The organism is Bacteroides sp. OF03-11BH, from assembly GCF_003604005.1.
Taxonomy (GTDB): Bacteria; Bacteroidota; Bacteroidia; order Bacteroidales; family Bacteroidaceae; genus Bacteroides; species Bacteroides ovatus.
Genome location: NZ_QTMW01000004.1, coordinates 103,033 through 125,660, shown reverse-complemented (window position 1 = coordinate 125,660; position 22,628 = coordinate 103,033). Strand labels below are relative to the sequence as shown.

The following is a 22,628-nucleotide window of genomic DNA, read 5'->3' as shown; positions in this document are numbered from 1 at the left end:
TCTCTCTCCTGCCTTTAAAATTCACATTTCAGAGTAAAGCCCAAACTACGGGTCGTAGGCATTCCGAACACTTCAATTCCTTGATTATCATTTCCGGTAGAAAGTACCAAATCCGGATCAAAAGGAGCTTTCTTATACAAGAAACATAGATTGCGAGCTACAAACGAAAGCTGAACATCTTTCAGTACCTTCGTTTTCTGTATCCACTTCTTGGAGAAATTATAGCTCAATGATACTTCACGCAACCGTAAATTCGTAGCATCATACATATAATATTCCGTCACCCCGGCACGCCCGCCTACTATTTTATAGAATCCTTTCACATTGTCTATACGCTGACCGTCGAGCATTACATATCCCCTATCACGCGCATCGGCCGTTATTTCAGATACTCCATAAAGATCCATTTCCGCCTGTGTCTGCGAAAGGACTTCGCCTCCGTAGCGCCAATCAAGCAGAAAATAAAGGGTGAAGCCTTTGTAAGAGAATGTATGATCCCATCCCATCATAAAGACAGGGTTGGCATTTCCTACTTTCACCGTATTCCCATCGCCCTCCACCAATGGAAGTCCTTTATTATCACCCTCTGTTTCGTAAACGATATTGCCTGCATCATCGCGCACAAAAGCCTTACCATATATATCACCGATAGAACCGCCTTTAATAAGTTTCATGGCATAGCTGGAAGAAAAACTGGTAGGCCCGTAAATCATTTCTTTCAGATCTTCGTGCAACTTCACTATCTTATTCTTATTGGTAGAGAAGTTTACAGAAGTTTTCCAGTTGAAATCAGGAGTTAATACGGGAGTTCCATTCAGTGTCAATTCCCATCCCCGATTCTGGATATTTCCGGCATTTACATATCGGTAAGCATACTTATCACCTGCAAGTGCGGGAAGTTTGAAGAATTGATTATAAGTATTGGTACGATAATAAGTCAGATTAACCCCTAAACGGTGTTGAAAGAATCGCCATTCAGTTCCAAATTCGATGGCATGAGTCATTTCCGGCTCCATTTCCTTGAAAGGTGCGGCGTCATTCGCCTGTATCTCGCCACCGGCATTGATCTGCGAAGAGGGATTAGTGATAAATGGAGGAATATCATTCCCTACTTTACTATAAGCGCCACGCAATTTTGCGAAAGAAACCCATTCGGGTAACTTCACCCATTTATCAAGTAGCATGGAAAGCCCTACAGAAGGATAAGCGAATCCGGATTTTTCATGGCTGGTATAAGACAAGGTTGACGCCCAGTCATTACGGGCCGTCAAATCAAGAAACAATTTTTCCTTATAACCGATCTGTGCCGTACCGAATATAGATTGCAACTGACGGCGTTGATCTATTCGCTGGTCAATACTGGCAGAACTGTTCATGACGATATTGGCAATATTAAACACATTAGCAAACTTCAAAGATGCATTTTTCGAATCATATCGGGTAGAATTAACGACTTTATCATTTATACTACCACCAATCGCCGCATCCAGTGTAAAATCCCCCCAGGTTTTCTTCACCATCGCCATGACATCACCATACATCTGGGTTTCCTGATAATCCATCTCGATATATCGTCCGTTCGCTCCACACAGGGCGGTGGCAGTAGACGCATAGAATTTCTGGCGTAACTTGTCCGCCCAATAATCCATGTTTCCACGGGCTTGAATCGTCAGCCAATCATTTACCTTAAAGTTTGCTGAAAGAGAAAGGGTAATGCGTGTACGTGTTTCTTTACTTTGTATGCGGTTCGTTATCCAGTATGGATTCTGTTCGAAGTCTTCGGTAAACGTATGCCAATTCTGCACACCCAGTTTCCGTTCTTCGTCATAGGTTTCAAAATGATCTTTATAATAAGACAAATCCTCCCCACGAGGAAAACGATAGAGCCCTACCAACGGATTCATATAGAAACCTCCCGACACCGGCTTATTCTCGACGGTCTGTTTCATCACATTCACACTACCGTCCAGTTTCAGACGTTTGTCGAACATGGTAGCCGTCTCACGCAAGTTTATATTATGCTTTTTCAGTTTATTCTTGTCGATAATCCCCTTTCCGGTAGTATTGGCATAGGAGAAATAAGTTTGCAGGTTTTCATTTCCATAACTGATAGATACGGAGGTCATCGATGTCAATCCGGTACGGAAAAAATCATCCAGATTATCATAAGCCATCAGATTCTCTTTCTCTCCCCAACTGTCTACCACATCACTGACACCATAACGATTCTGCATTTTAGGCATACTGAATGCTTTCTCGAAAGTGAGTCCTGTAGAGAAATTAATATTCCTTTGTCCGACAGAGTTGCCTTTTTTAGTCGTGATAAGAATCACTCCGTTAGCAGCCATGCTACCATATAAAGCCGCAGCAGGAGCACCTTTCAGAATACTGATGCTTTCTACATCTTCCGGATTCAGATTAGAGATTCCGTCTCCTCCATCACGATTCCCTGCATTCGCCGTACCACCAATAGCCGAATAAGCCTGTTCGGAAGAGGTATTCGACATCGGCACTCCATCTATTACATAAAGCGGTTGATTATCACCGGATACCGAACGGATTCCCCGGAGACTGACTTTTGCGGAACCGCCCATACCGGAAGAGTTTTTGTTGATTTGCACACCGGCAGCTTTTCCCGCCAGAGCAGCAATCATATTTACTTCTTTGACACGGTTCAGTTCTTCTCCCTTGATTTTTTGCACAGAATAGGCCAATGTAGCTTCATCCTTTTCAAGTCCCAAGGCCGTTACGATGACATGTTCAAGCATCACCGCATCTTCCTGAAGACGTATTTCAAGCACATTCCGACCTGCCACATTGACTTCTACAGTCTTATAACCCACAAAAGAAACTTGTAAGACAGCACTATCCGGCACAGACAAAAAGAATTTTCCATCAATATCGGTCACAGTACCATTGGCTCCCCCCCTTTTCGCGTATTGTAGCACCGATCAGTGGTTCACCATAGATATCAATTACACGCCCTCTCACGGTATTATGATCAGAAGGAACTTCTATCGTCCCTCTTAACGCTTGTTGCTCCGAAGCATAACAATTTCCTCCCTCCAGAAAAAACAGGCCTATTAAGAAGCAACTCACAAAAACTTCTTTTTTCAATGATATAATAAAATATTGTTTGTTCATCACGCCGCAAAAATAACTAATTATTTTAAATCTAGCATTTTTTCTCATTGATTTTGAAGGAAATAAACATTATCACTATTTTTGTACGAAATTAAAATGAAAGAAATTATGGAAATCGAAATACATCCGTTAGAACCGTTTCTCCCAGCGAAATCAAAATTACTTATGCTGGGAAGTTTTCCGCCACAGAAAAAACGTTGGTCTATGGAGTTTTACTACCCGAACCTAAACAACGACATGTGGCGTATATATGGAATCTTATTCTTTAATGATAAGAATCACTTTCTGAATTCGACACTAAAATCGTTCTGCCGCGAGCAAATCATAGACTTTTTAAACGAAAAGGGGATTGCCCTATTTGATACCGCTTCATCCATTCGTCGGTTGCAGGATAATGCATCGGACAAGTTTCTTGAAGTAGTGGAAGCCACCGATGTTGCAGCATTACTGCGGCAGCTTCCCGAATGCAAAGCAATCGTCACTACGGGCCAAAAAGCAACGGACACTCTCCGACAGCAATTCGACATAGAAGAACCCAAAGTAGGTGATTACTCCGAATTTGTTTTCGAAGGTCGTGCCTTGCGACTATACCGGATGCCCTCATCATCAAGGGCGTATCCATTAGCATTGGACAAGAAAGCAGCCGCTTACCGGATTATGTTTCAGGATTTACAGATATTGAAGTGAAGTTCAAGTATTAAGTATTAAATATCAAGTATTAAATTATAAATGAATATGGCAACATTATTTTTGCAGTACCCGGCATGCAGCACATGCCAAAAAGCCAAGAAATGGTTAACAGAAAATAACATTGAGTTTACCAACCGCTTAATCGTAGAAGAAAATCCTACGGTGGAAGAATTAAAGGCATGGATTCCGCGCAGCGGTCTGCCGGTGAAGAAATTCTTCAACACGAGCGGATTAGTATATAAAGAGCTGAAACTAAGCGAGAAGCTACCTGCAATGAGTGAGGAAGAACAGATAGCACTATTGGCAACCAACGGTAAATTGGTGAAACGCCCATTGGTAGTGACAGACAGCTTCGTTCTGGTCGGTTTTAAGCCCGATGAGTGGGAAAAATTAAAATAATTCAAAACTTATTTACCCGAATGTTTGGAGATTCAGAAGTTTCTACTACCTTTGCAGCCGCAAACACGGGAGTAGCTCAGTTGGTAGAGCACCGGTCTCCAAAACCGGGTGTCGGGAGTTCGAGCCTCTCCTCCCGTGCAGAGTTAAATAGCTGTAAACAATAAGTTTACGGCTATTTTTCGTTTCAGGTCGGACGAAATTCGGACGAAATAAATGATAGTGACGCTATCCGACAAAGATAGTGACGGTATACAACAGCGATAGCGTCACTATCCCGAACATATACCGTCACTATCATTTTCTACGATTATCCATCTGGAATTCTACGTTCATTCATATCTGCGAATCTTACGCATAGTCATATAGCGTACACTCACAATGACTCCCGCCCGATTTCCTAGTTCTTATTCGTTCTTTCCAATCCTTTGGCAGCCTCAACCAAACGGATGAATTCTCTTCTATATCCTTTATCATCATTATTCAGTCCCTGTTTGGCCAGATTAATCACTTTATCGTAACTGGCATTTCCTTTGAAGTCAGAGTCCCGAAGCAACTGTCCGAACATAGCCACTGCAGAAGCAAAGCGGAAATCAGAAGAAACATTATTACCTTTATTATCAACGAAAGGAAGTTCCATTTTCTTGCTGACATCTTTATCCGGAGCTTTATAACGCAGTTTCACAGTCAGGAGATCATTAGAGCCTGTCGGTTTCACTGTCACTTTCTCTTTCTTCTGATATTTCAGATCGTCTATTTTACCCACATATTCATTCTTTATACCTGTAGGAATCACTTCGTAAAAAGCAGTTACCGTATGTCCCGCACCCATATCTCCGGCATCTTTAGCATCATTATTAAAGTCTTCGTCTTTCAACAGACGGCTTTCGTAACCAATCAAACGATACGCCTGCACTTGGGAAGGATTAAATTCCACTTGCAGTTTGACGTCTTTCGCCACTGTATGCAATGTAGCGCCGAATTCGCCTACTAAAACACGATTGGCTTCCTGCAAGTTATCTATATAAGCATGATTACCGTTTCCCTTTTCTGCCAACACCTGAATCTTCTTATCTTTATAATTACCCATGCCATAACCTAATACGGTAAGGAACACTCCACTCTTACGTTCTTTTTCAATCAATTGTTCCAATCCTTCGGCGGAAGAAACACCCACATTAAAATCACCGTCGGAGCAAAGTATGATACGGTTGTTACCATTAGAGATAAAATTCTTCTTGGCTATTTTATACGCCAACAGGATACCCGCACCACCTGCCGTAGAACCACCTGCCGTCAATTCATCTATCGCTTCGCGAATCTTCTGTTTGTCGCTACCCGGAGTTGCTTCCAGTTTCACACCGGCACTACCTGAATAAGTCACAATCGCTACTTTATCTTTATCACGTAAGTTATTTACCAATAATTTGAGAGATGACTTCACCAAATCCAACCGGTTGGCTCCCCACATAGAGCCGGAGACGTCAATCAGAAACACCAGGTTAGATGCAGGCAAATTATCCGTCGGAATTTCTCTAGCTTTCAAGCCGATACGCACAAGACGGTGAACCGCATTCCAGGGACATGCTCCGGCTTCCATCGTGATTTTCGCAGGATCACTTCCTGTCGGTTTCGGATAATCATAGGAAAAGTAGTTCACTAATTCTTCCGTACGGATAGCATCTACAAGAGGCAATTCACCTTTATTGATAAAACGACGCATATTACTATAAGAAGCAGCATCTACATCAATAGAGAAAGTAGAAAGCGGAGCATCCGACACACTCTTAAATCCATTCTCCTGAATCTGCCCGTATTCTTCCGCATTTACAGCATCATACATGATTCCCGGTGTCGGACATACCGCCATATAAGCAGCAGACACCGATTTAGTAGCCTTTAGCTCATGCCCGTATCCTACCACTACACATTCTTCCAATACCACATCATCAGCTTTCATCTTCACATCCAGCGTAGCCGATTTCACCACCCTTCTCTCTTGCTTATACCCGATATACTGGAACAACAACGTCTCCCCCTTCTTGGCCTGAATGGTGTACTGGCCCTTCATATTCGTTATTGCACCCTTCGAAGTACCCTTGATCTGTACCGAACAACCTACAAGCGGATTTCCATCCTTTGCATCCGTCACCGTACCCGACACAGTAATAACTTGCGCATTCATCCTACCTAAAGAAATAACCGCCATTAGCAGTACGAGCATCATCGCTCTGAATTGATTTGTTTTCATAACTTCTTATTTTAAAATGTTACTATTAGTTCGCTTTTATTATAGAGATGCACATTTCACACAGATTCCATAAATTGCCTGAACTTTTTTTTATCCGGCAGAAAAAAGAGTCATTTCAAAATTCTCACTCATTCCTTTGCAACTCTTAAGATGATGTGTATATTTGCCGATCATAAACATATTATAAATATGAAAAACGAAGTCGACGGAAGGCGGGAAATAGCCTCACGAAACACGGCCTGGGCTACTATTATTGCCCGCAAACTAACTCGTTGGGGTGTCACTCCCAATCAAATTTCCATGATGAGCGTATTCTTCGCTATGGTGGGGTGCCTTCTGTTGATCGGCACAGTCATTGATCCCGGTTTTAACAAGTATGTAGCCTACATTCTGTTCATCGTTTGCATGCAGTCGCGGTTACTCTGCAACCTGTTCGATGGGATGGTAGCTATTGAAGGAGGGAAGAAAAGTGCCAACGGAGATCTCTACAATGATATGCCCGACCGCTTTGCTGATGCTTTGTTCATCATTCCCATCGGATATATAGCAGGTGGATTCGGTATTGAACTGGGATGGCTAGCGGCCCTTCTTGCCGTTATGACAGCTTATTTCCGCTGGATAGGAGCCTACAAAACGCACCAGCATTTCTTTAACGGTCCGATGGCCAAGCAACACCGCATGGCATTGCTCACGCTTGCCTTTGTAGTAGCCACCTGCACCATTCACGCAGGATACGACCGGATGGTATGTCTCATAGCTCTGATAATAATCAACGTCGGCCTTGTCGCAACACTGATACACCGTCTGTACCTCATGTCACACACAACAAACAATGAAATAAAATGAAAGAACTACTGGATATCATATTTCCTACGCTAAGCGATGAATTGATTATCGTCATTTCGCTCATCATCGGACTGCTTGTTACGGCAAGCCTTATTCTTTTTCTCGTAAAGAAGATCTCTCCAAAAACAAATATCAGCGAACTCTCCGCCCGCACGCGTTCATGGTGGATCATGGCGGGCATGTTTATCGGCGCTGTATTTATCAGCTATAACATTTCTTACTTCTTCCTTGCCTTTCTCTCTTTCATCGCTTTCAGAGAACTGTATTCGGTGTTGGGATTCAGAGAGGCAGATCGCGGAGCATTGTTTTGGGGGATATTGGCCATTCCCATTCAATATTACCTTGCTTACCTTGCCTGGTATGGAGCATTCATCATCTTCATTCCGGTAGTTATGTTTCTCGTATTGCCCTTACGACTTGTTTTAAAGGGAGACACCCACGGAATTACCAAGTCGATGGCTCTGTTGCAGTGGATTCTGATGCTTTCAGTATTCGGTATCAGCCATCTCGCTTATCTCCTGTCGCTTCCCGAACTTCCGGGATTCAATGCAGGAGGACGAGGTCTGCTATTATTCCTTGTATTCCTTACGGAAATCAACGATGTTATGCAATTTATCTGGGGCAAACTTCTCGGACGACATAAGATACTCCCGAAAGTAAGTCCGAACAAAACGTGGGAAGGATTTCTGGGCGGTGTAATCAGTACTACCGTCATTGGTTACTTCCTCGGTTTCCTGACTCCCCTCTCCGCTCCCAACGTTATCCTGGTAAGTGCTCTCGTTGCGATTGCCGGATTCTCGGGAGACGTAGTCATCTCCGCCATCAAGAGAGATAAAGGAATTAAGGACATGGGGAACAGTATTCCCGGTCATGGAGGAGTATTCGACCGGATAGATTCTCTGGCCTACACGGCTCCTGTATTTTTTCATTTAGTTTATTACATTGCATATTAAACGGAGAGAATGGAAAAAAGATTCATGCAAGCTGCTGCCATGCAGATTATATATAAAGGTGTATTCCAATGGTTCCTGAAATTGGTTGTAGGAGTTCAGTTCACCGATTGCCAGTTCCTCAAAAAGGAAAAGCAATTCATCATCCTTGCCAACCACAACAGCCATCTGGACACCCTAAGCTTGTTACCTTCCCTGCCCGGAGGACTTTTATGGAAAGTCAAACCCGTAGCAGCAGAAGATTATTTCGGGAAAACCCGCTTTCAGGCTTCCATCAGCAACTTTTTCATCAACACACTGCTAATCAGAAGAAAAGGAGAAAAAGATTCGGAGCATGATCCGATCCGTAAGATGCTTGAAGCCATCGATGCCGGATATTCACTGATTCTTTTTCCAGAAGGAACCAGAGGAAAGCCGGAACAGATGGGAAAAATTAAATCCGGCATAACACGCATCCTGTCTCTGCGGCCTGAAGTGAAATATATTCCCGTATTCATGACCGGTATGGGACGTTCTCTGCCCAAAGGAAAAATGATACTGTTGCCATATAAGGCATCTATCTATTACGGTATGCCCGCATTGGTAAAGAGTACGGATACACATGAAATATTAGATCAGATTACAGGTGATTTTGAAGCAATGAAAGAAAAATATCAACTCATTATTGACGAAGAAGAGGAATAGATGTTGTTTTTCAAAAGAAAAATATCAAAACTATCGGACGAGGAATTACTAATACATTACACGAAGTCCGGCGATACGGAATATTTCGGCGAATTATATAACCGATATATCCCGTTACTATACGGACTTTGCCTGAAATACCTGCATGATGAAGACCGGGCACAGGAGGCGGTCATGCAGTTGTTTGAAGATTTATTGCCTAAACTGGGAAATTATGAGATAAAAGTGTTCAAGCCATGGCTCTACCGGGTGGCAAAGAATCATTGCCTGCAACTTTTACGAAAGGAAAATAAGGAAATTACGTTAGATTATACCGTTAATGTTATGGAATCCGACGAATTTCTGCATCTATTAAGTGAGGAGGAAAGTTCAGAGGAACAACTAAAGGCATTACATCACTGTCTCGAAAAGTTGCCCGAAGAACAACGGACCAGCATTACGCGTTTCTTTTTAGAGGAAATGTCGTATGCCGACATTGTGGAACAGACCGGATTTACTCTGAACAATGTGAAAAGCTATATCCAAAACGGAAAGCGAAACTTAAAAATTTGTATTAAGAAACAAGCCCTATGAAACTATTGGACTACATACGAGGACTCCGCAAAGGAAAAGAGGCACACCGGCTGGAAAAAGAGTCGATGCAAGACCCTTTCCTGGCCGATGCTATGGATGGATACAACCAGGTGGAGGGAAATCACGAACAACGGATCGAGAAACTGCGGATGCAGGTTTCTGCTCATTCGGCAAAGAAAAAGAACACTTATGCTATCACCTGGAGCATCGCTGCGTGTCTGATTATCGGATTCGGTATCAGCAGTTATTTCCTGTTCCTGAAAAAGAGCATGACAGATGAAGTGTTCATTGCGGAAGAGAGTGTTTCCACAAAGTTGGCTGAACCCGCAGCTCCACCAACTCCGGCAATTCCTGCCACTCCAACAGTTCCCGCAACTCCGCAAAAGGAAATCGCATTAGCTACTACAAAGGTAAAAACGGATTCCACTCCTATTTCCGAAATTACTGCGAGACAAGCGGATAAGAAAGATATGATTGCCAAAATCCAAGCGACTTCCCAACCACAACAAGGTGTGCCTGTGGCAACTGTACCGGTGATGGAGGAAGTTTCGGAAGAGACTGCTGCATTGCAAGAAGTAGTAGCAACGATGGATACTTTCGAATCTGAATCTGATAAGAAAATGAAGTTGGCTAAGGTAGCGACTATCCTTCCTCAAAATAACATGATTAAAGGGAGAGTGACCGACGAAAAAGGAGAACCGCTTATCGGAGCCAGTGTGACATATAAAGGAACGAATATCGGAACCATCACAAATATGAATGGAGAATTTTCGTTAGTCAAAAAGGATGATAAGAAACGATTGACAGCGCAGTTTATCGGATACGATCCGGTAGAAATTCGCGTAGATACCAGCCGGACGATGCTCATTGCCATGAACGAAAACAAACAGGCACTAAACGAAGTGGTGGTAGTGGGATACGGAGCAAAGAAAAATAAGAAGTCGGTAACTGCCGGAACTGTTGTGAAGGGTAACGAACAAGCAAACAAGGATATTACTCCGCAACCTGTCATCGGTAAACGCAAATTTCAGAAGTATCTGAAGGAAAATCTCGTTCGTCCAACGGATGAAAAGTGCGCACAAGTGAAAGGGAAAGTCGTATTAACTTTCCTTGTAAACAAAGAGGGACGTCCTTTCTCTATCAAAGTAAAAGAGAGCCTCTGTGAATCTTCCGATAAGGAGGCAATCCGCCTGATTCAGGAAGGTCCGGACTGGATTTACGGTACTAAACTAGCGGAAGTTACCGTCCATTTCGAATAAATGCAAATCACTAAATCCAAGTACCCTTACGCCATAAGAATTCGAGTGGTCCCTGTTTATGACGGGCAAGCCACCAACGGCTGAATATCAGCTGAACAGTGAAGATAAGCAGTGCGATAAGCAGGCTTGCCGTTGCTCCGGCATATTTGTACATAGCTAATCCAAATCCATAATAGATAACAACTCCCATGATAGATTGAGAGATGTAGTTTGTCAGGCTCATACGCCCGTAAGGAATCAACAGACTTTGCCAGCCATATCCTTTCTCTTTCTTAAACCAAAGCAAGGTGAAGATAGAAACCAGGATAATCATAAACGCAAAATTGGCATAAGACGGAACGGCAATCTTATAAGGAATTTGTACGGACGGATTGGTGAGCAAGTCCGGTACAAAGGTTTTCAGGCAATAGAGAGGAATGAATGCAAGGACAGCACCTTTCAACATCTTCTTCCAAAAGCGTACGGACTCTTCGCTCTTTATTAAATATTTCCGGCGTCCCAGCAACATTCCGAACATGAACAGAGCAGCCGTCTGAAACAAACGACCATTTTCTACTTGCCAGATATTGCTGTATAATTGTCCGTCGGAGATGTTGGAACAGAGTACTTCGAAGAAATTACCATTGGCAGTTGCCTCCTGCGCACGTATGGCATAAGGCATATAATGACCGGTTGCTACTACGTAGTCGGGATTTATCATCGCATAAATGGCACGTCCCCACTCATAAGGCTGAAGAAGTAGAATCAGGGCAATCCAAAAGACCGTTTTGTCCTTTAACTTACACACGGGTATCAATGCAAAACCCACTACCGCATAGAGTAAAAGAATATCCCCGTTATAGAACAGGGCATGCAACTGCGCAAACAGGAAAAGTAAACACATCCGCCAGGCAAATCGTCCGCGGAAGTCTATACCACGCTTCTCTGCATTGTGAAACTGAATGTAAAAACTAAAACCAAACAACAAAGAGAAAGTAGCATACGCCTTTCCCGCAAACAGGAAAAACAGGATGTCCCATGCATATTTATCAATTGTCTGTAACCATGCAGGCACATTCTCCGGTACTAAGAACAGATTATAATGCTCCAGATTATGTAATAATACAATTGCCAAAAGGGCAAATCCGCGCAGAGCATCCACTACTCCAAGACGTTCGGATGTTTTTAGTGTTTGAGTCATTAGTTAGATATAATTATTCCTTTTTTTAATGCCGGTAAAATTAATGGAAATATTTGAAACACAAAAGCTTGTAAACGTTAAAAAGGACTGACTAAAAAGACAGGAAAACTGTTTTTCATTCCTACTACGTACATGCGCAGATGGGATGGTTATACCAATTCCGTCCTTTTTAGTCAGCCCTTTTTCTTTTCTTTACAGTGTGATTTTTTTTCTTAGCTGTGGAGACTCTTTATCTTTTATATTAATTCATAACTAGCCATCTGTATTGGCATATCCAAATTATGAAGCACTTTCTCCAACAGGATACCCTCGCGGTTGTCATATTCATACCCGAAAGTGGCACGAATACCTTGCAGGATAAACTGTGTGGCACGGTCCAACGCCATCGGCAGACTGTCTCCCTGCATCAAAGAGCCGGTGATGACACTGGTGAAAGTATCTCCCGTGCCGGGATAATGTGCAGGCAAATAAGGGCAGGTCACTTTCCAGTAGCGGTTTCCCTGACGGTTATAAGCATAGACAGACGTTTTATGAGGCTCATCATGTACAGGAACACTGGTGATGATAACCACTTGCGGACCTTTGTCGGACAAAAGACGAAGATATTCTTTCAGCTCTTCATCCGTGTTATCTGCTTTATAGGGTTTATCCAATAAATAAAACAGTTCCGTCAGATTAGGGGTAATCACATCTGCTTTCGTGATTAAATGGCGCATCTCTTTTATCATCTCTCCATCAAAGTTGGTATACAACCGTCCGTTATCTCCCAACACCGGATCGGCAACTATCAGGCTATCCGGCCGGCGAAAATCCCTGATAAAATCAGAAACAATCTGAATTTGTCTCGGAGAACCCAAGTATCCGGTATAGATAGCGTCGAACTCTACCTCCAGTTTCTTCCATTGGGCAATAATCTTCGGCATTTCGTCCGTCAGGTCGAGGAAGGAGAAACCGGGATATTGCGTATGATTGGATAATACAGCCGTAGGAAGCGGACAGACTTGAAAACCCATGGATGAAAGAATAGGAATGACGACGGTCAGAGATACGCGCCCCATTCCCGAAAGGTCATGGACGGCGGCTATTTTCTTTACTTTATTGGCATACATATAATTTATAATTAAACGTTTTACTACTCTTATCCTACAAACTCATTTATCTACTATGGACAAACAGAAACAGATATTCAATTTACATCAAAGGAGATTCTACTATATTCTCCCAAAGACTCTATTACATCCGATGGAAGCCGGACTTTATCCAAACAGAGCCTCTATTTACATCAAACGGAAGCTCTGTTTATATGAAACAAAGGCTCTATTTCTTACCAATAGAGCCTCTGTTTTTACAGCGTCAACAGAGTCTCCATTTCGTTTGTACTAACAAATATAAAACTCCATTGTTTTGAAACCAAATTTATTTTAGAATAATCAACAGGGAAACATTAGGTTAATATCACTAACACGTCCCGTGCCCCATGCGCTCCCATCACCAAAGCCTGCTCAATATCAGCAGTCTTTGACGGACCGGAGATGAACGTTCCGAACTGATATTCCTGTCCGTCCAATTCGCGGTAGGCGTCATACATGGTATCTACAATTTTATTCCGGTCGAGCAGAATAACCAACTTCTCCGAGATAAAATAGATTGCTTTATATTTCACCGTCTGCGGTATCCAGATGGCTCCGTTTTCGGCCACTCCGATTTCTCCTTTCACTACGGCAACATCTGTGCCGTCCAACTCTTTCGGATCATCCAGATTATCGGGATTGAACGTAGCACAGGAAATATCCGGCAATACAGAAGCAATGCGCATGGCGTCCGGATAAGTCCGGCGTATGACCACATTCACATCTTCCCCTTCGCCCAATACAACTGCCGTACCACCCACCGCACGGCTGATTGCACAGAACTGTTCTATCTTGTCAGGATATGACAATCGTTTCATATCCGCAATATCCGGTTTATCATAACGCGTCTGCGTATGCTGGCGGATGCTGGCTAATATATCTTCTCTACTGCTCATTTGGATTCCTCCTTTCCCTGTACTTTGTTTTTCTTCCACATTTCATTGAACGACTCGCTGGCAAATTCCGGCAGTTCACGTCCCTTTCCCCAATCGTCGAGATCGTTGTATTTCATGAAACGGGGCAGGCCATTTACCACCGGGGCTGCCCACAAGGCTGCGTTGAACAATGCCGGACGCTCCATCAGAAACTTCATACCACCGGACATGATCTTCTTTCCCGTATTGGCTTTCCCCAGTCCGTCCAAATCCTGACGCCATTTGTAAATTTGTTCGGCCAAATCTACTTTCACCGGACAGACATCGGAACAGGACATACACAGAGAACACGCCGAAAGATTATCATAATATTTCTCCGGAGCGTGAGCCATCCCCAAGTTGATGCCAATAGGTCCGGGGATGAAGTACGTATAAGAGTAACCTCCACTCCGGCGGTACACCGGACAGGTATTCATGCACGCACCACAACGAATACAGTTCAATGTCTTGATATGGTCGGGCTTGGATAGTAAGGCACTCCGGCCATTGTCTACGATGATAATATGGTATTCACCGCCTTCGCGGGGACGGCGGTAATGAGAGGTATATGTTGTCACCGGTTGTCCGGTGGCCGAACGGGCGAGTAATCGGGTGAACACGCCTAACGCGTCCAGATCCGGGACGATCTTTTCCATACCGAAAGCGGCAATGTTCAGTTTCGGGTAGGAAGTACCCATATCGGCATTTCCTTCATTGGTGCAGACCACAATGTCACCGGTTGAAGCGACGGCAAAGTTGGCGCCTGTCATGGCGGCTTCGGCATTGAGGAAGAGATGACGCAGGTTCTTACGTGCGGCATGAGTCAGGTAGGTAGGATCAAAGTTTCCCTTTTCCGTGCCCATCTCCTTTTCGAAAAGTTCGCCTACCTGTTCCCGTTTGATGTGAATGGCGGGCAGTACGATGTGGCTCGGTTCGAGATGCATCAGTTGCAGGATGCGTTCGCCCAAATCGGACTCTACAACATCGATGCCCCGCTCCATCAGGAAAGGATTCAATCCACACTCTTCGGCGAGCATGGATTTGCTCTTGATGAAATGGTGGACATTATGTTCATTCAGTATCTCGTAGACGATGGCGCAGTATTCATCGGCATCTTTTGCCCAATGTACGATGGCGCCGTTGGCGGTAGCATTCTTCTCAAACTCCAGCAGAAGTTCTTCGAGGTGGCTGTTGGAGTATAGTTTCAACTCGCAAGCCTTATTGCGCAACTCTTCCCATTCGGGAACTTCCTTGCTCATCTTGTCCCTTTTGGCACGGACCATCCAAAGGGTTTCATTATGCCATGCTGCCATCTTGCTGTCCTGCAAGAACTTTTCGGCAGCCTTTGAATGTTTTGTACTCATGATTGCGACGCTAGAATTTCTACAATATGGATAATCTGAATAGGCAGATGCTCCCGTTTGATGACACCTTGCATGTGCATCAGGCAGGAACTGTCCGCTCCGACAATATACTCGGCTCCGGTAGCCATGTGGTCTTTTACCTTATCACGCCCCATGCAGACGGAGACTGCCTGCTCTTCCACCGCAAACATTCCGCCAAAGCCGCAACACTCGTCAATATGGCTGGGCTCGAATACTTCGATGCCTTCTACCAGATTGAGCAGGTCACGCAATTTATTGTAATAAGGGATGTTCAGTTCAGTAGGAGCGGAAATCAACAGTTCGCGTACCCCATGACAGCTATTGTGAATACTGACTTTATGAGGAAAGCGTGCAGGTATTTTGGAAGGTTTCAAGACATCGTGAATGAACTCACAAATATCATAAATCTTTCCCGCACTCTGACAAACATGTCCTTCTTTCTCCAGAATGCCCGGATGATTCTCTTTCACAAATGCCACACAACTGGCGGAAGGGCCGACGATGTAATCGTATTCCCGAAACAGATCGTCAAAACGGAGTGCCAATTTCATCGATTCATCTTCAAAACCGGCATTTGCCATCGGTTGTCCGCAACAGGTCTGATCCAACGGATAATCGACGTCTACTCCCAAACTTTTCAATAGTCTATACGATGCCACTCCCACATTGGGGTAAATAGCATTGATATAACAAGGAATAAACAAACCTACTTTCATACTATATTTTGTAATAATTTAAGCTTCTTCCGCATCACCCGTCTATTTCGTTCAACGGATGTCGATTAATTTGTGTGTTTGCAGGCTGAGTCTCCATTTGGGATGTCGCATTACACAGTCCACTGTTGAAGCAGTGTTATTACAAGAACAAGGCTGGAGGAAAAAATGTTCGGCCGGAAGTAGTTCAAAAATACTTATATCTTGTCCTTCATAGACCACTTTCACTTCATCCATCCGGTCGATGGCAAGTTTCACCCCTTGTTTGGGAGAGCAGGTCACCCAGTCGATAGTTGCCGGCAGGGGGCGTGTACCGTTGGTTTCGATAGTCACATATTTGCCTGCCTGGTGCAAACGGTCGATCAATTCATCGTCTATCCATAAGGAAGGTTCGCCGCCCGTAAGGACAACAGTGACGGCAGGATATTTTTTCACTTCGGCGATAATTTCATCGTCGGTCATCATTTTTCCTTCTTCGTGTTGTGTGTCGCAAAAGTCACATTTCAGGTTGCAGCCGGAAAAACGGACGAAGATAGCCGGAGTTCCGGTATGGTAGCCTTCGCCCTGCAAACTGTAAAAGATTTCATTAATCTTTCTCATCATCAAAATTTGTTTGGTTTGCTATTCTTGTCCTTCTGCGCCGACGGGATCTTTCTCGTAGATGACTATGTTTCCTTCCGATTCCTGCACTTCTACTTTATAGCATTGAGGAATCTGTTTGCATACCCACCGGGCGATATTCTCCGCTGTGGGATTAAATGGGAGTACTTCGTTGAGATTTTGATGGTCGAGTTTCTCCGTGACTACTTCTTTGATGCGGGTGAAATCTACCACCATTCCTTCGGAGTTGAGCCGCGCGGAACGGCAATAGACGGTGATAATCCAGTTGTGACCGTGTAAACTGGCGCATTTACTGCGATACGGGAGTACCAGCCTATGTGAAGCCGAGATCTCCATGCGTTTGATTACTGTAAACATGAGTGTATGTATTTTAATAGTTACACGCATCTAATGTCACCTCGATGCAACGGCAAAGGTAATATAAAATAGAGTTTTCATCCAGCTAATAGTGTTATTTTTTTCCTTTTTTTGCACTATCTTTGCCGCATGAAAACTCTATATATTGTTTTAGGTAGTATTTCCCTTGCGCTCGGTATTCTTGGCATCTTTCTGCCGCTACTGCCCACTACCCCTTTTCTATTGCTCACCGCCGCCCTTTATTTCAAAGGGTCACCCCGATTATATAACTGGCTGCTCAACCATCGGCACTTCGGTCCTTACATCCGCAATTTCCGCGAAAACAAGGCGATTCCTCTCCGTGCCAAAATAATTTCTCTCGTATTAATGTGGGGAACGATGCTTTATTGCATTTTCTTCCTGATTCCTTTTATATGGGTAAAGATTCTCCTGGGATTGATAGCCGCAGGAGTCACTTATCATATTCTTTCTTTCAAGACATTAAGGTAATGCGATAGTCCCTGCCGTGCATCGGCAAGTTTATCTTCCCAATGTTTCACGGAGTTTTGGCCAATTATGTCAGTCACGTATTTCACAGAAATAAACAGTATTTCTTTTGAACGGCAGACAAATGCTTGTGCGTATGCTTCCATATCTACAACATCTCCGCTAACGTGAGTCAACTCGGTAAGGAAGCCATCTCCTGTATTGCAGATTCCATGTTCCGTCCAATGCGTGCAATAACCTTTTTCTTCGAGCAGAGCTGATGAATCGATCTCACACTCCAATCCGAACTCTTTCATTTTCTGCATATCACGGTCTATGAACTTGCGACATACAAAAATATCTCCTACCTGATGATTGACTGTTCCAGCACTTCCGATATTGAGCACCAAGTCCGGTTGTACCTGACGGATTGCCTCTGCCAAATGAAAGGCTGATTTAACTTTACCAATACCTGTACGAACGTAGTAAGGTTCTATATCCGGCCATTTAAGTTCTACAAATTCGCCTTGTACGGCGTAGGTTACTAATATTTTCAACATGGGTTTCTTTATTTCACAAATTATTATCCAATGAGATATGCAAAATACTTATATACCAAATCGTCGATTGACATCTCCTTTTGTTCAAAACGCATTTTATCCAATGGAGAAATTCTTTCCTCTACAGTTTTTTGCTTCTTATACATAGAAGATATATAATCATTTCCATCACGATTTATCAGTACAGAATCAGTAAAGTCAGCTACTCGGGTATCTGATTCTACATAATTTAATGTGTATGATACATCCCTGACACGCCCCTGTATAGGCGAAAGAATTCCCTTTGCCACTAAATCCTTCACATCCCTGGTAGCTGTATCTAATGAAACTTCGGCCAACTTGCTCCAATTTTTTGCAGTAAGTTTTCCTTCATAGCCATTCAGATATATATTGAGGATCATTCGTTGTCTTTCAGTTATAATGCCCCCCGAATGAGTTTTCCAAAAAATCGCTTTATTCAATATGCCGCTTAACAAGCCATTGGATTCATCAATAGCCCGTTTAAGACAAGCCAGATACCATTCTAACCATTCTGTAATATCACCATTTCCACGTTGAGCCTGTTCCAGCATACGATAATAAGCCTTCTTTTCCTTATTAATCTGCATAGACATACTAAAGAATCGCAATTTACTGCGATCTGTCTGGGATAATACCATATCTGATATAGCTCTCGCAATACGACCATTCCCATCGTCAAACGGATGGATACATACAAACCAGAAATGAGCAATTGCAGACTTTAATAATGACGGAGCTATATTGGGGGCATTCAACCATAAAAGAAATTTATCCATTTCGTCATATACACGTTCCGGCCCGGGAGCACGATAATGTATTCTTTCCCGCCCAAATGTACCGGAAACAACCTCCATAGCTTCAGTACGATAACTTCCCACTAAAATATCAGAAAAGCCACTTTTACCTGTTGGGAAAAGTGCGGAATGCCATCCGAATAATCTATCATGTGTTAACGGAGTTTCGTAATTCATTATAGCATCAAGCATCATCTCGACCATTCCATCAATATAATGCGTCGGTTCTTTCACATCGGGTACAGTCACACCTAATTTTCGGGCAACGGAAGAACGTACCTCTGCTGTATTCAAAGTTACTCCTTCAATTTCTGAAGATGCAACAACATCATGCGTCACAGCTTCCACCGTAGCGATCATCTGACTATCAAATCCAATTGTACTTAACCTTCCAACAAGATATCCGATAGCCCTGTTTGTCAGGGCTATCGCATCTGACAATCTTTCAGCGTTCCATCTGAATGAACTCCAATTTTCTATTTCATGGATAAACATACCATCAGTTATTTCTGCAAAAATAACTATTAAATTGGAGTTATCTATAAAAATGCGGTTAAAAGAGGTATGATAAGCCGCAAATTTTGCGGTTAATTAATGAGATTAAACCGCATTTAATAAAAACAAGACATATTCATCACGCTTGGTTTGAAGAATCATTCAAACCAAGTACGAAACTTCCTTATGTGGAGTACCCAATATTACTTTTTACTATCCGGCAACGGATTAATAGCCCCCCTTTGTGTACAAGTATATGCCGATACATCTACCGCTTTGCGGTGTGATTCAGCAACCGACACCCCTCTAAGTATGTTCACAACAAAGGTAGCAGTAAACGAGTCGCCTGCACCTACAGTATCAGCCACCTCGACTTTAGGTGTATCTATGGATGAAATTTCCCCACTTGCATCATATATGCCACTACGTACTGCCCCCTGTGTGAATATAACATATTTGAGCGAGAAACGAGCAATGAGTTCTGCGATAGCTTCCACAAAATCAGTAGAAAGGGAAAGAAGAGAAATCAATAACGGCAATTCGTCTTCATTCAATTTGAGCACATTTGCTTTTTGCAAGGATTCCACAATCAAGTCTGTCGAATAAAAATGTTGCCTGATATTAATATCAAACACCTTCAAAGAGGTATCCGGCACGGCATCTATGAGTCTCAAGATTGCAGCACGTGACTTTTCACTTCGTTGTGCCAAAGAGCCCCAACAAACAGCATCTGCATCGCTGACAAGTTTCATGGTCGCAGGACTACACTCGATAGCATCCCAAGCAACATTCTCAACAATCTCATATTGCGGTACACCGGCCTCATTCAACGACACAAGCACTTTACCTGTCGGCAAAATATTACGGGAAATATATCCTAAATCAAGTCCGGTCTCTTTAAGCACCGTAAATGTTTCATCACCGAGTTCGTCGCCACCTATTGCCGTAACGGGATATGATTCTGCTCCCAATTCCTTCGCAAAAAAACAGAAATTGATAGGCGCTCCGCCAAGTCTCTTACCTTCCGGGAAGCAATCCCAAACAACTTCTCCTATACCTATTATTTTCATGGTTTTATAGTTTAATAATTATTTTCATGGATGTTGCACTATTCTCGTCTATAAATTTATATGCCTTGTCATACTGTTCGAACGGAAAATGATTCGAAATAAGCGGTTCGAGACGGATGGCTCCCGAACATACCTGATCGATAGCCGTAAGATAATCTTCATGGCGATACATCATCGTTCCGTTCACCTTCAGTTCGTGCTCTCCCAAATAGAACATATCAAGCGACGGATCCTTGCCAAATACCGCCACTACAACGATGGTACTCCCTTTTTCGATACACTCCATAAGCGAACGAATACTCGACTCAACTCCGGCAACCTCAAACGCAGCTTGAAAATCTTCATCCCCGAAAAGCCTCTTCGCTCCTTCTTTGAGCGGCGTCTTAGCTACATTGAGCGTATCTACTATACCACATTTACGAGCGATTTCAAGTCTGAAATCACTCACATCGGTAATAAGAACCCGTTTGGCTCCTCTTGCCTTAGCGAACTGCGCCACGAGGTTACCGATTGTTCCGGCACCCGATACAACCACATTCTTACCTTTCAAGTCCCCGCCACGCATGGTTGCATGCGCAGCTACTGCCACCGGTTCTATCATAGCCCCATAATCAAGTGACATACCTTCAGGCAACAACGCAACCCTGTCATCATCAACCACAAAAAAGTCTTGCGCAGCTCCATTTGCCTGAAAAGCTTGCACTCTTAGCTCTTCACAAATATTATACTCTCCCCGCTGACAAGGCTTGCACTTCCCACACGCGAGTTGCGGACGTGCGGTGACAACGTCACCCGCCTTACAGATCGTAACCGCCGCCCCCGTAGCAACCACCACTGCCGAATATTCATGCCCCTGAACTACCGGATAGAAAGTTGCCGGATGACATCCGTGATAAGAATGTATCTCACTTCCACAAATACCAATTCTCTTAATATTCAGAAGCACCTGATGTTCTTTCAGGTCCGACGCCTTAGGCGCCTCAACTTCACGAAATTCAATATGTTTTGGTTCTACTAATACCGCTTGTCTCATTTTATACCATATTTACTTAAAATTTCTATTACCGGAGTCTCTATTGACTTCGCCCAAAGTGCATATCCATAACTACTTGGATGAGTTCCGTCGACCGATGTCTCATGGGCATCGGAAGCATCAGGCGTAATCAGATAAACGTCTTTATATTTCGGGGTCGTGAGGATTTTCGCAAACAACTCCTCTACGGTTGCCGCCTTAGCCCGTTCTTTCGCATCAAGAACTGTATCGAATGAACGTCGTTCACGATAGATAGTACGCTGAAATATCAACGGAGTAGCCGGATGTGCCGCTATAAGCCGATCGATAAACGGCATCAGGCGCTCTCTTATCAGTTCTGCGTCAGGATTTGAAAAAGTATCGAATATAAAGGCATCAGCCTTGACTTCCGCAAGAACGTCGAGCATGTAAGGCTGCATCAGACAACGTCCGCTTGTTGCGAGCGACACGACTTGAAGACCCGTATTACGCATAAATTGCATGGGATAACTCATACCGGATCGATCCGTGCTCACTCCCTGCGTAAACGAAGAGCCATATACCGCTATCCTGTGACGAAAATCGGACTTCAACGGTTCGATAACAGCATCGTCATCTATCCCTATCTTACAAGAAATGACCTCCGAATACATCGGCATATACATCATACATTCGTGCATCGTACCATCCATATTCTCAATGAGCGTGAATGTCTCGGTTTTCTCGCCCTTATACGCTTTCAATGAACCGCTTGCCGCATACTGCCATTGACCGTTTGCATTTTTGATATAAAGATCATATCCTTTATAAGAGATCGGCATGGTTGAATGGCTCGAATATACATATCCCCACTTTGTCGTAATCTGTATATTACGCGTGTTCGTTTTAAACAACACAGCCATACCGGCAGAGCAACGGAGTTGTCGGTTCTCCGTCCTGTTAAAACCTTTATAAACCAATGTATCGACTCTATGATACGGATTGGGAGTCGATTCAAACGGCTTACCTATCAGGTTAAGCGTTGACGCCTCCGTCTGTTTTTGTGCCGAAACCGACAATACGCACGAAAGCGACAGAACAACCGTTATGAAAAACTTCTTCATTGCCTTGTATTTTTT

Annotated in this window: 21 protein-coding genes, 1 tRNA gene and 1 pseudogene; 9 read left to right on the top strand and 14 right to left on the bottom strand. The window is 43.5% G+C overall.

Going from position 1 to position 22,628, the window contains the following annotated elements; genetic code table 11:
* Positions 1-14: 14 nt before the first annotated feature.
* A pseudogene (locus tag DXA54_RS04400) lies at positions 15-3,144 on the bottom strand (SusC/RagA family TonB-linked outer membrane protein).
* Between the two features lie 108 nt (positions 3,145-3,252).
* On the opposite strand from DXA54_RS04400, the gene DXA54_RS04395 reads away from it, so the two are divergent.
* The 3 genes from DXA54_RS04395 (at position 3,253) to DXA54_RS04385 (ending at position 4,371) form a co-directional block, all read left to right on the top strand.
* On the top strand, positions 3,253-3,831 hold the full coding sequence (locus tag DXA54_RS04395; RefSeq protein ID WP_004320682.1) for a uracil-DNA glycosylase family protein: 579 nt from the start codon (positions 3,253-3,255) through the stop codon (positions 3,829-3,831).
* A gap of 48 nt (positions 3,832-3,879) precedes the next feature.
* Positions 3,880-4,233 (top strand): arsenate reductase family protein, encoded by a 354-nt coding sequence (locus DXA54_RS04390; RefSeq protein WP_004308288.1) that lies wholly within the window; start codon positions 3,880-3,882, stop codon positions 4,231-4,233.
* A gap of 65 nt (positions 4,234-4,298) precedes the next feature.
* A tRNA-Trp gene (locus tag DXA54_RS04385) sits at positions 4,299-4,371 on the top strand.
* A gap of 259 nt (positions 4,372-4,630) precedes the next feature.
* On the opposite strand, the gene DXA54_RS04380 is transcribed toward DXA54_RS04385, so the two are convergent.
* Positions 4,631-6,481 (bottom strand): vWA domain-containing protein, encoded by a 1,851-nt coding sequence (locus tag DXA54_RS04380; protein ID WP_120079019.1) that lies wholly within the window; start codon positions 6,479-6,481, stop codon positions 4,631-4,633.
* 189 nt (positions 6,482-6,670) lie between these two features.
* Here DXA54_RS04380 and DXA54_RS04375 point away from each other — a divergent pair, with 189 nt between their 5' ends.
* From DXA54_RS04375 to DXA54_RS04355, 5 genes are read left to right on the top strand one after another with little or no spacing between them, the layout of a single operon-like run.
* Entirely contained in the window at positions 6,671-7,327 is a 657-nt protein-coding gene (locus DXA54_RS04375; RefSeq protein WP_004308290.1) for a CDP-alcohol phosphatidyltransferase family protein, read from the top strand.
* Complete coding sequence (locus DXA54_RS04370) at positions 7,324-8,280, top strand: phosphatidate cytidylyltransferase (protein WP_004301949.1); 957 nt, start codon at positions 7,324-7,326, stop codon at positions 8,278-8,280. Before DXA54_RS04375 ends, DXA54_RS04370 begins: the two co-directional genes overlap by 4 nt.
* A gap of 24 nt (positions 8,281-8,304) precedes the next feature.
* Positions 8,305-8,961, top strand: a complete 657-nt coding sequence (locus DXA54_RS04365; RefSeq protein ID WP_165863222.1) for a lysophospholipid acyltransferase family protein — start codon at positions 8,305-8,307, stop codon at positions 8,959-8,961.
* The gene (locus DXA54_RS04360) at positions 8,962-9,534 is read left to right on the top strand and encodes an RNA polymerase sigma factor (RefSeq protein ID WP_004301947.1); all 573 of its coding nucleotides are present in this window, start codon (positions 8,962-8,964) and stop codon (positions 9,532-9,534) included.
* Positions 9,531-10,793: an energy transducer TonB gene (locus DXA54_RS04355; RefSeq protein WP_120079017.1), complete on the top strand. Its 1,263-nt coding sequence runs from the start codon at positions 9,531-9,533 to the stop codon at positions 10,791-10,793. The genes DXA54_RS04360 and DXA54_RS04355 overlap by 4 nt, the downstream gene beginning before the upstream one ends.
* A gap of 10 nt (positions 10,794-10,803) precedes the next feature.
* On the opposite strand, the gene DXA54_RS04350 is transcribed toward DXA54_RS04355, so the two are convergent.
* The 7 genes from DXA54_RS04350 to DXA54_RS04320 form a co-directional block, all read right to left on the bottom strand.
* Positions 10,804-11,973 (bottom strand): DUF418 domain-containing protein, encoded by a 1,170-nt coding sequence (locus tag DXA54_RS04350; RefSeq protein ID WP_120079016.1) that lies wholly within the window; start codon positions 11,971-11,973, stop codon positions 10,804-10,806.
* A gap of 236 nt (positions 11,974-12,209) precedes the next feature.
* Positions 12,210-13,082 (bottom strand): pyridoxamine kinase, encoded by an 873-nt coding sequence (locus DXA54_RS04345; RefSeq protein WP_004304792.1) that lies wholly within the window; start codon positions 13,080-13,082, stop codon positions 12,210-12,212.
* Between the two features lie 335 nt (positions 13,083-13,417).
* A complete protein-coding gene (locus tag DXA54_RS04340; RefSeq protein ID WP_120079015.1) occupies positions 13,418-13,999 on the bottom strand; it encodes a lactate utilization protein C in 582 nt (193 codons plus the stop codon).
* Complete coding sequence (locus tag DXA54_RS04335) at positions 13,996-15,381, bottom strand: lactate utilization protein B (protein ID WP_004304790.1); 1,386 nt, start codon at positions 15,379-15,381, stop codon at positions 13,996-13,998. Before DXA54_RS04335 ends, DXA54_RS04340 begins: the two co-directional genes overlap by 4 nt.
* Entirely contained in the window at positions 15,378-16,118 is a 741-nt protein-coding gene (locus tag DXA54_RS04330; RefSeq protein ID WP_004320696.1) for a (Fe-S)-binding protein, read from the bottom strand. Before DXA54_RS04330 ends, DXA54_RS04335 begins: the two co-directional genes overlap by 4 nt.
* A 51-nt stretch (positions 16,119-16,169) precedes the next feature.
* A complete protein-coding gene (locus DXA54_RS04325; protein WP_120079047.1) occupies positions 16,170-16,715 on the bottom strand; it encodes a 7-carboxy-7-deazaguanine synthase QueE in 546 nt (181 codons plus the stop codon).
* A gap of 21 nt (positions 16,716-16,736) precedes the next feature.
* Positions 16,737-17,093: a 6-pyruvoyl trahydropterin synthase family protein gene (locus tag DXA54_RS04320; RefSeq protein ID WP_120079014.1), complete on the bottom strand. Its 357-nt coding sequence runs from the start codon at positions 17,091-17,093 to the stop codon at positions 16,737-16,739.
* Between the two features lie 129 nt (positions 17,094-17,222).
* On the opposite strand from DXA54_RS04320, the gene DXA54_RS04315 reads away from it, so the two are divergent.
* On the top strand, positions 17,223-17,582 hold the full coding sequence (locus DXA54_RS04315) for a YbaN family protein (RefSeq protein WP_008651167.1): 360 nt from the start codon (positions 17,223-17,225) through the stop codon (positions 17,580-17,582).
* Here the strand turns inward: DXA54_RS04315 and DXA54_RS04310 are convergent.
* The 5 genes from DXA54_RS04310 to DXA54_RS04290 all read right to left on the bottom strand — a co-directional run bounded on the left by DXA54_RS04310 (position 17,552) and on the right by DXA54_RS04290 (position 22,613).
* The gene (locus DXA54_RS04310; protein WP_120079013.1) at positions 17,552-18,118 is read right to left on the bottom strand and encodes a nucleosidase; all 567 of its coding nucleotides are present in this window, start codon (positions 18,116-18,118) and stop codon (positions 17,552-17,554) included. The two genes, DXA54_RS04315 and DXA54_RS04310, sit on opposite strands and share 31 nt — an antisense overlap.
* Before the next feature lie 23 nt (positions 18,119-18,141).
* A complete protein-coding gene (locus DXA54_RS04305; protein WP_008651164.1) occupies positions 18,142-19,428 on the bottom strand; it encodes a Fic family protein in 1,287 nt (428 codons plus the stop codon).
* Between the two features lie 203 nt (positions 19,429-19,631).
* Positions 19,632-20,498, bottom strand: coding sequence for a carbohydrate kinase family protein (locus tag DXA54_RS04300; RefSeq protein ID WP_008651163.1), 867 nt, complete (start codon positions 20,496-20,498; stop codon positions 19,632-19,634).
* 4 nt (positions 20,499-20,502) lie between these two features.
* A complete protein-coding gene (locus DXA54_RS04295; RefSeq protein WP_008651161.1) occupies positions 20,503-21,531 on the bottom strand; it encodes a zinc-dependent alcohol dehydrogenase in 1,029 nt (342 codons plus the stop codon).
* Positions 21,528-22,613: an SGNH/GDSL hydrolase family protein gene (locus DXA54_RS04290; RefSeq protein ID WP_008651160.1), complete on the bottom strand. Its 1,086-nt coding sequence runs from the start codon at positions 22,611-22,613 to the stop codon at positions 21,528-21,530. Before DXA54_RS04290 ends, DXA54_RS04295 begins: the two co-directional genes overlap by 4 nt.
* Positions 22,614-22,628 lie beyond the last annotated feature (15 nt).